This is a genomic window from uncultured Lutibacter sp., assembly GCF_937891065.1.
Lineage (GTDB): Bacteria > Bacteroidota > Bacteroidia > Flavobacteriales > Flavobacteriaceae > Lutibacter.
The window spans coordinates 1-9,253 of sequence record NZ_CALAEQ010000214.1; the positions used below are offsets into that span (position 1 = coordinate 1).

Below are 9,253 nucleotides of genomic sequence, written 5' to 3' on the forward strand. Positions count from 1 at the left end.
AATTCCAAGAAAACAAGATATTATTGAAGAAATTGAGAGAAGCACCTCAATTAAAGACTCAACTATAGTTCAAAAACATGTTGTTATATCCGGAGAAACTTTATCTAAAATTTCAAAAAAATATGGAATTTCAGTTGAAGAACTGGAACGTTTAAATCCTGCTGTTATAAGGAAACTTCCTATAAATTACTCATTAATTCTTAAAGAAGAAACACCTTTTATTAAAATTGAAATCGAAACAAAAGAAATTGAAACAATTTCAACATCCGAAAATATTGAAAAAATTGTAGAGGAACCTTCAATAATTCAATTTTTAATAGAAACCGTCTCGAAAAATTTAGGCGCTAGATATAGTAGAGGTGGCACTAGTATAAATGGGTTTGATTGTTCTGGATTAATTTTTAATGCATTTAAAGAAATAAATATAACGTTACCCAGATCTTCTCATCAACAATCTAAAATGGGAACAAAAAAAGATAAGTCTCAAGCACAAAAAGGTGATTTAATATTTTTTGCAACTAGAGCAAAAGGAATTATAAACCACGTTGGAATGGTTACTGAAGTTATTGAAGATGAAATAATATTTATACATTCTTCAACTCGAGGTGTTATTATTTCATCTATGAAAGAACCCTACTATTCTAAAAGATATATTCAAATAAATAATGTTTTATAATAATGCAACTATTAATATTTCTTTAAAGAAATATTAATAGTTGCAAATTATTTTATTTATGCTAGAATTAAAATTCTAAATCTGCAACTAAATCGAACTCATCATAAATAGCTTTATCTTTTAAATTATCAAAAAAGCTAGTTGACCCATATTTAACATCGTATTTTGTTCTGTCTATTTTTAATGAAACGTTTGCTTTATTTCCATAAACAGAAAGGTCAAATGTAACAGTATTTGTAATTCCTTTTATTGTTAAATCTCCTATAACATTATAAGAGTTTTTACCCGTAGATTTTACTTCTTTAAAGATCAAAGTTGCTGTTGGATTTTTTTCAACACCAAAAAAATCATCTGATTTTAAATGACCTTCTAATTTACCTTTATATTCTCCTTCTAAATCTGTATTAGTGATTGTAGTCATATTAATTGTAAACTCTCCACCCGTTAATTTATCCTCGGTAAACGTTAAAGACCCAGATTTTAAAGTGATTGTTCCTTCGTGTGAACCAGTTACTTTGTAACCTTTCCAAACTACTTTACTATTTTCTATTTTAATTTCTTTTTTCACTTCTTTTAAAGTAGTGAAAGAAAATGTAATAAGTGCAATTATTGCTACTACTGCTAAATTTTTAATTCTGTTTTTCATTTTTTTATCGTTTTAGTTTATAATTTTGTTTGTGATATTTAATTATGATCCGTAATAAAATTTTTCGCTTATAATTTTTCCGTCATTCCATTCCTGAACAGCTATTTGCGTGTAGTTTTTTACACCCCAATCTTTGTGAGTATAATCAAAATGCCATTCTACCATGGTGACATTATTTTCTCCAATGGCAACTTTTAATACTTTTGCTCCTCTAAATTCAGTGATTGCACCAAAAAATTCTTCTTCTCTTTTTCTATTAGCTGATTTACCAACTACAACAGGGTTATCATTTTCTTGCATTACTACATTTTCATGGTAGTATTGATCAAATGCCTCCAAAGCTTTTCCCTGAAGAACCATATCGTTTACGTTACTAATGTTTTTCAATAATGTATCCATAATTTATTGTTTAATTATTATGATACAAATGTCTATAACATAGTTTGAGAAGAAAAAAAGGTAGTTTATTAAATAATGTTAATCTAGTTTAACATTTATTGTTCTAAAATAAGTTGACTTTTAATTTTACTTAAAAATTCTTTTGTAATACCAAGATATGAAGCAACCATATATTGCGGAATACGTTGCTCTATTGTTGGGTACAATTCTTTAAAATTAAGATATCTCTCTTTTGCTGGAAGGCTAAAATTTTTAATAATTCGTTTTTGTGAAGCAGCAAGCGCTTTTTCTATAATTTTCCTGAAAAAACGCTCTAATTTTGGGATTTCTATATATAATTCTTCTTTATCATTATAAGAAAATTGAATAAGCTCCGTGTTTTCTAGACATTGTACATTAAAATCTGCAGGTGTTTGTGTAATGTAACTTCCCATATCAGATGTCCACCAATCTTCAATTGCAAACATAACAATATGCTCTTGTCCACTATCATCCACATAAAATGTTTTTGTGCAACCTGAAATAATGAAACATTCATGTTTACAAATATCTCCTTGTTGAACAATGTATTGTCCTTTTAAATATTTTCTATGATTAACTTTTGAAATTAAAAATGACTCTTCCCCTTCAGTTAAACTAATCTGTTTATTTATGTAATTTAATAAAGGTTGAGCGTTCATTTTTTTAATTTGAGATTAATATTTATGCTATTTCACTCAAAATTAGGTTTTCGTTTTTCTAAAAAAGCAGTAGTTCCTTCTTTAAAGTCATTTGTACCAAAACTCTCTCCAAATTTTGCTATTTCAACATCAAAACCATTAATATTAGTTGAATAATTAGCATTTACAGCTTTTATTGCAGCAGCAATCGCAACTGATGAATTTCTCATTATTTTGCTAGCTAACTTTTCACATAATGGCATTAACTCTTCTAGTTCTACAACATAATTAACCAATCCCCAATCTTTAGCCTCTTCAGCTGAAATCATTCCAGCAGTCATAATCATTTCCATTGCTTTCCCTTTTCCTACTAATTGTGGCAAACGTTGCGTACCTCCATAACCAGGTATTACACCTAAAGAAACTTCAGGTAAACCCATTTTAGCATTTGAACTTGCAACTCTAAAATGAGCCGACATTGCTAATTCTAAACCTCCACCTAAAGCAAAACCATTTACAGCTGCTATAACTGGAGTGCTTAAATTTTGAACAAAATCAAACAATAATTCTTGTCCTTTTCTTGCTAATTCTGATCCTTCTTTAACATTAAAGTCGGCAAATTCAGAAATATCAGCACCTGCAACAAATGCTTTTTCACCACTCCCTGTAATAATAATTGCTTTTACTGAAGCACTTGAATCCAATACTTTAAAGGCATTGTGTAATTCTTCAATAGTTTTTTTGTTCAATGCATTTAATTTAGCTGGTCTATTTATAATAATTACAGCTAAATTATCTTTCAATTCTATCAATATATTTTCGAAATTCATATGGTTATTTTTTTAGGTAATACTATTTTAAAAACGGTTCCTTTGTTTAGTTGTGTTGTAAATGTGATAGTGCCATTATAGGTTTCAACAATATTTTTAATCATTGGTAACCCTAACCCCATTCCACTTGATTTTGTGGTAAATTTAGGTTCAAAAACACGCTCTTTATCTTCGTTAGAAATTCCTTTTCCATTGTCAGCCACTTTTATAATAACATTGCCATTATCTTCTTTTACAGAAACTTCAATCTTTTTATTTTCAATTTCATCTAACGCATGAGTAGCATTTTTAACTAAATTAGTCATTATTCTAATTAGCTGTGTTTTATCTAATTCTGCAATAATAAATTCTTTTTGTGGGAAATACGAAATATAATCTTCTGAAAAAATATCTATTGAATACTTTACAACTTCAACCACATTTAACTCTTCACATTTTTGAGTTGGCATTTTAGCAAAATCTGAAAACGCTGATGCAATTGAACTCATGGTATCTATTTGCTGGATAAGTGTTTTACTATATTCATTAATTTTATCATTTATTTTTGGGTCGGTTGCATCAAATTTACGTTGAAAACTTTGAACTGTCAATCGCATTGGAGTTAACGGGTTTTTAATTTCATGAGCTACTTGCTTTGCCATTTCACGCCAAGCTTGCTCTCGCTCTCCTTTTGCTAATTTTACGGCACTTTCTTCTAACTCATTTACCATATTATTATAGGCATTTACCAATGTAAATATTTCAGCGCTTGCATAATCCAAAATAATTTTTTCATTCCGTTTGGTTAAACTTGTTTGCTTCATTTTATCAGTTATAGCCTTAATGTTTCTGGTTATATAACTTGAAATAAAGTAAGCCAAGCCAATGGCAATTACAAACATTAATAAATATACAAAACCCATTCTAACCAAAAATTCCTCTAAATCTTTGTCTTGCATTGTATTATCTTGTACATACTGCAAATTTAGTATTCCTATTGCCTTAAACTTATTATCAGTTATATAAGAATAGGAAGATTGAAAATCATTTCCTTTTAAAGTTTTCTCATTGATATAATGATGTTCGTAATTATTAGCTATATTTTTTAATATGGTATCAGATAATACATCAGGTGCGTCACTTTTTACAAAACCTGAATGAGAACTTTTTATTATTTCTCCTTCTAAATTGTAGATGTTTATTTCTAATTTTTCAATATCAGAAATTTCATAAATTTTATCTTTAAATATTGCGGCAAGTTTCTCGGTTACTAATGGATATGAATTTTGAGAGGAGTTTAACCAAAAATTTATAGCTGCTTTTACTGATTCTTCTTTCCTGTCTAACCTTCCTCTGTTGTATTCGTCGGTTTGTTCTTTGTACTGATATAATGTAACTGCGGCAATTAATATAGAAGCTATTAACACCAACAATATCATTGATATAAATATTCGAATACGTAAAGAAAGTTGTCTTAATTTCATGCTTTAATTTGAAGTAAATATAAGTAATAAATTTAGATGACATGTAACAATAAACGTTCCATAAAACACTTACCACTTAAAAAGATTATTCGCTTTTTATATTACTAAACCTCTTTACTAAAGGAGAAGTTAAGTAAAATAAATAAAAACCTGAAAAAATTGTTAAAATTCCTAAAACTGAAAAAATACGAAGTACCCAATTTGTAATATAATCTCTTGTTGAATAATCCATCGTATGAAGCATCCATAAAAAATCAAAACGTCTCCAATTATTGTTTCTTACACTGGTAATTTGACCTAATTCGGTTGAAACATAAATGGTAGTTTTGGTTGGATGATCTAAGGCAAAAGCATATGCTGGAAGTGGTTTTTTCCTGTATTCATGATGTGCTCCAGTAGAGTGTTTTTCAAGAAACTCGGCTTTAATAATTGGGATTTGTTCTATTAATTGTTGCTCAGCCAATTCTAAACATTCTTGACCCGAAAATGGTGGACGTAAGTTTCCAGTTTCAGCTTCAATTAATTGAATTTTTAAATGATTATCACTAAAGTATTTGAACTGTACTAATGGTTTTCCAAATGCTTCAATTAAATTTATTGAATGAATAGAATCAATATTAATTTCATTTTCTAAAGAATCTATCCCTTTTTGAATTTGAGAAAAATCAATGCTTTCAATATGTTTTTTTTCTTGTTTAAGCAATGTATCTCCATGAACATCATCCATATTATTCCAGCTAAAATACAATCCGCCAAGTGTCCAAAATAAAAATTGAATACCTATAAAAACACCCAAATAACGATGTGTTTTTCTGATATTATAATTCCTATTTTTTTTAAACTTCATTATTTATATTTCAACTTAAATATAATAATCATTAGAGCAAGAACAGCCGTTACACTATTAGCCAATATCATTGGTATACTATTTAAATGAATACCATAAATTAACCATAAAATAATCCCAATAAACATAGTAATATACATAGTGAGCGATATATTTCCTGCCGATTTTGTTTTCCAGGTTTTATATACTTGTGGAACAAACGCTGTTGTTGTTAAAACAGCAGCTATCAATCCAATTATTTCGTATACATCTATCATTTACTTTAATTACAACTTTTAAACCATTTATCATTCCTACAAAATCAGGAATGACAAATAACTCTTAATTATCCAACAATATTTACAATTTTACCAGGAACAACAATTACTTGTTTAGGAGTTCTCCCATCCAATTGTGCTTGTGTTTTCTCGTGAGCCATAACAGCCTTTTCAATTTCATCTTTGCCCATATCCATTGGGAATTCTAATTTAAATCTCATTTTTCCATTAAATGAAATTGGATATATTTTACTGCTTTCCACTAAATATTTCGCCTCAAATATTGGGAAATCAACTGTTGAAATTGATCCAGAATGCCCTAAATTTTTCCAAAGTTCTTCTGCAATATGCGGTGCGTAAGGCTCCATAATTATAGCTAAAGGTTCTAAAATAGCACGTTTATTACATTTTAAAGCCGTTAATTCATTTACCGCAATCATAAATGTTGACACTGATGTATTGAAAGAGAAGTTAGCAATATCTTCTTCTACTTTTTTAATAGTTTTATGTAAGGTTTTTAACTCTTCATTTGTTGGTTCTTCATCAGAAACTGAAAACTGGTCATTCACAATATATAATTTCCATAATTTCTTTAAGAAACTATAAACACCTGAAATACCTGACGTTTTCCAAGGTTTTGATTGCTCTAACGGGCCTAAAAACATTTCAAACATACGTAAGCTATCAGCACCGTATTCTTCACAAATAGCATCTGGATTTACAACATTGTATTTAGATTTCGACATTTTTTCAACTTCACGACCAACAATGTATTTTCCGTCTTCTAAAATAAATTCAGCGTCTTTATATTCAACTCTCCAGTTTTTAAAAGCTTCAATATCTAGCTCATCATGAGCATTCACAAAAGAAACATCCGCGTGAATTGGTGTAAAACCTGTCCATTCTTTTTTAGGAACATTTTCAATTTCACAAGCGCTCAATAAATCAACAGTTGCTTTTATTACTTCTGTTTTTTTATTGGTTCCCATAGAACTTCTTTCCTTAATGATGTTTTCCATTAAGTTTTTACTAACAAAAATTGTTTTCTTGGCTAAATCTGTTCCATTTCCTTCTCCAAACTCCCATCTATAAACAAATGCACTAGTTCCAGTAATCATTCCTTGATTAATCAGTTTCTTTGCATATTCGTCAACTGGTACAATTCCTTTATCAAACAAGAATTTTTGCCAAAAACGTGAGTATAATAAATGTCCGGTTGCATGCTCGGCTCCTCCAATATATAAATCTACATCTTGCCAATAATTTACCGCTTCTTTTGAAAACATTTCCTCATTATTTTGAGAATCCATATAACGGTTAAAATAAGAAGAACTCCCTGCCCAACCTGGCATGGTGTTTAATTCTAATAAGAAAATAGTTTTGTCATCAATCAAATCATTTGAAACTACTTTATTTGTTTTTGTATTCCAAGCCCAAGTTGTTGCATTACCTAACGGTGGTTTTCCATCTTCAGTAGGTAAATATTTTTCAACTTCTGGTAATACAATTGGCAAATATTTTACATCAATCATTTGAGGTAATCCATTTTTATAATATACTGGAAAAGGCTCTCCCCAATAACGTTGACGGCTAAAAACAGCGTCACGTAAACGGAAATTAATTTTACCATAACCAAAACCACGTTTTTCAATTTCGTAAATAATGGTTTTCATGGCCTTTTTATAAGGCAATCCACTTAAAAAATCTGAATTTGCAATAATCGAATTATCCTTATCTGTATTTGCTTCTTCAGAAATATCTACACCTTCAAAGATATTTGGTATTTCTATGTTGAAGTTTTTCGCAAAATCATAATCGCGTTGATCTCCACAAGGAACTGCCATAACAGCTCCTGTTCCGTAATTTGCTAATACATAATCACCAATCCAAATTTGAACTTTTTTACCCGTAAACGGATGCAATGCATACGCTCCTGTAAAAACTCCTGAAATGGTTTTTACATCGGCCATTCGTTCTAATTCACTGCGCTTTGAAGTTTTTTTAATATAAGCTTCAATTGCTTCTTTTTGGGATTCGGTTGTAATTTTAGAAACTAACTCATGCTCTGGAGCTAACGTCATAAAACTTACTCCAAAAATAGTATCTGGACGTGTTGTGAAAACATCTATTATAAATTCCGAATCTGGCACTGAAGTTTCTTTTTCTTCCTTAGATTTTGGTGTTTTTGGAAATTGTAAGGCATTGTCTATTTTATAAGAAACAGCAACTGAATTATCTAAAACCTCATCCGAAGAAAACCGAATCACACTAAAACCTTCATTTTCAAAATAAGCAGTTCTTGCTTCTTCATCTTCTTTTCCTGAAAATTCAACAATTGTATTTTTTGCTAAACATACAAAATCTACTAAAAAAGTACCAATTGTATACTTCGTTCTAAATTTTGAAGCTCCTTTTTTCTTTCTTAAAACATCCCATAATTCTGCTTCAGCTTTTGAAGGATTAGAACGTTTTACTTTCAGCTCTTCAATTTCTTTAAAAGATAAATTTATTTTCTTGCTATCCGCATTTCCTGCTGGCAAAACTTTAAATGAAACCATTGCACCTTCAGAACGCCCAATCCAATTGGTTTGAGAATCTTTTAATGGTTGTGGCCAATCTATTTTAGCCATTCCGTCTAATAATCGTTGTGCATAAGCAGTAATTCTCATACTCCACTGCATCATTTTTTTACGAATAACCATGTGACCTCCACGCTCTGAAACTCCATTTACAATTTCATCATTTGCTAAAACAGTTCCTAAATCTGGACACCAGTTTACTTCTGTTTCAGATAAAAATGTTAAACGATATTGTAATAGTGTTTTTTGTTTTTCTTCTTCTGAATATTTTTTCCAATCTTTTGAAGTGAAAATTGAAATATCATCATCACATGCAGCGGTTACATTTGCGTTTCCTTCAGCTTCAAAAATTGAAATTAACGTTGAAACATCTTCTGCTTTATCGCTTGTTTTATTGTACCAAGAATTAAATAATTGCGTAAAAATCCACTGAGTCCATTTATAATAAGATGGATCAGAAGTTCGTACTTCACGAGACCAATCGAATGAAAATCCAATTTGATCCAATTGTTTTCTATACGTTTTAATATTTGCTTCTGTAGTAATTGCAGGATGTTGCCCTGTTTGAATAGCATATTGCTCAGCAGGCAATCCAAAAGAATCATATCCCTGAGGATGAAGCACATTAAAACCTTTGTGACGTTTGTAACGCGCATAAATATCAGACGCAATATATCCAAGTGGATGCCCAACATGCAAACCAGCTCCTGAAGGATATGGAAACATATCTAATACATAATATTTTGGCTTATCTGAATTATTTTCAGCTTTAAACGTTTGGTTTTCTGCCCAAAATTTTTGCCAATTCTTTTCAATCTCTCTAAAGTTATATTCCATCTGTACTTATTCCATTTTTAAAAGCGCAAAGTTACGTTTTATAAACAAAACAATAAAGTG

General features: G+C 29.9%; 9 protein-coding genes. 1 reads left to right on the forward strand and 8 read right to left on the reverse strand.

Features of this window, described 5'->3' with window-relative positions:
* Positions 1 to 676 (forward strand): LysM peptidoglycan-binding domain-containing C40 family peptidase (locus tag Q0352_RS11550; protein ID WP_299527645.1); only part of this gene is annotated, 676 nt, incomplete at its 5' end.
* Between the two features lie 67 nt (positions 677 to 743).
* On the opposite strand, the gene Q0352_RS11555 is transcribed toward Q0352_RS11550, so the two are convergent.
* The 8 genes from Q0352_RS11555 to Q0352_RS11590 all read right to left on the reverse strand — a co-directional run bounded on the left by Q0352_RS11555 (position 744) and on the right by Q0352_RS11590 (position 9,193).
* Entirely contained in the window at positions 744 to 1,322 is a 579-nt protein-coding gene (locus Q0352_RS11555) for a YceI family protein (protein ID WP_299527647.1), read from the reverse strand.
* A 42-nt stretch (positions 1,323 to 1,364) separates the two neighbouring features.
* Positions 1,365 to 1,721 carry a nuclear transport factor 2 family protein gene (locus tag Q0352_RS11560; protein ID WP_299527649.1) on the reverse strand — a complete coding sequence of 119 codons (357 nt, stop codon included), beginning with the start codon at positions 1,719 to 1,721 and terminating at the stop codon, positions 1,365 to 1,367.
* Positions 1,722 to 1,816: 95 nt separating this feature from the next.
* Positions 1,817 to 2,401 carry a Crp/Fnr family transcriptional regulator gene (locus Q0352_RS11565; protein WP_299527651.1) on the reverse strand — a complete coding sequence of 195 codons (585 nt, stop codon included), beginning with the start codon at positions 2,399 to 2,401 and terminating at the stop codon, positions 1,817 to 1,819.
* Positions 2,402 to 2,433: 32 nt separating this feature from the next.
* Positions 2,434 to 3,210, reverse strand: coding sequence for an enoyl-CoA hydratase-related protein (locus Q0352_RS11570; RefSeq protein WP_299527653.1), 777 nt, complete (start codon positions 3,208 to 3,210; stop codon positions 2,434 to 2,436).
* Positions 3,207 to 4,673, reverse strand: coding sequence for an ATP-binding protein (locus Q0352_RS11575; RefSeq protein ID WP_299527655.1), 1,467 nt, complete (start codon positions 4,671 to 4,673; stop codon positions 3,207 to 3,209). Before Q0352_RS11575 ends, Q0352_RS11570 begins: the two co-directional genes overlap by 4 nt.
* 85 nt (positions 4,674 to 4,758) lie before the next feature.
* Positions 4,759 to 5,520 (reverse strand): hypothetical protein, encoded by a 762-nt coding sequence (locus Q0352_RS11580; protein WP_299527657.1) that lies wholly within the window; start codon positions 5,518 to 5,520, stop codon positions 4,759 to 4,761.
* Positions 5,520 to 5,777 (reverse strand): SemiSWEET family sugar transporter, encoded by a 258-nt coding sequence (locus Q0352_RS11585; protein ID WP_367274632.1) that lies wholly within the window; start codon positions 5,775 to 5,777, stop codon positions 5,520 to 5,522. Before Q0352_RS11585 ends, Q0352_RS11580 begins: the two co-directional genes overlap by 1 nt.
* 68 nt (positions 5,778 to 5,845) lie before the next feature.
* The gene (locus tag Q0352_RS11590) at positions 5,846 to 9,193 is read right to left on the reverse strand and encodes a class I tRNA ligase family protein (RefSeq protein ID WP_299527659.1); all 3,348 of its coding nucleotides are present in this window, start codon (positions 9,191 to 9,193) and stop codon (positions 5,846 to 5,848) included.
* Positions 9,194 to 9,253 lie beyond the last annotated feature (60 nt).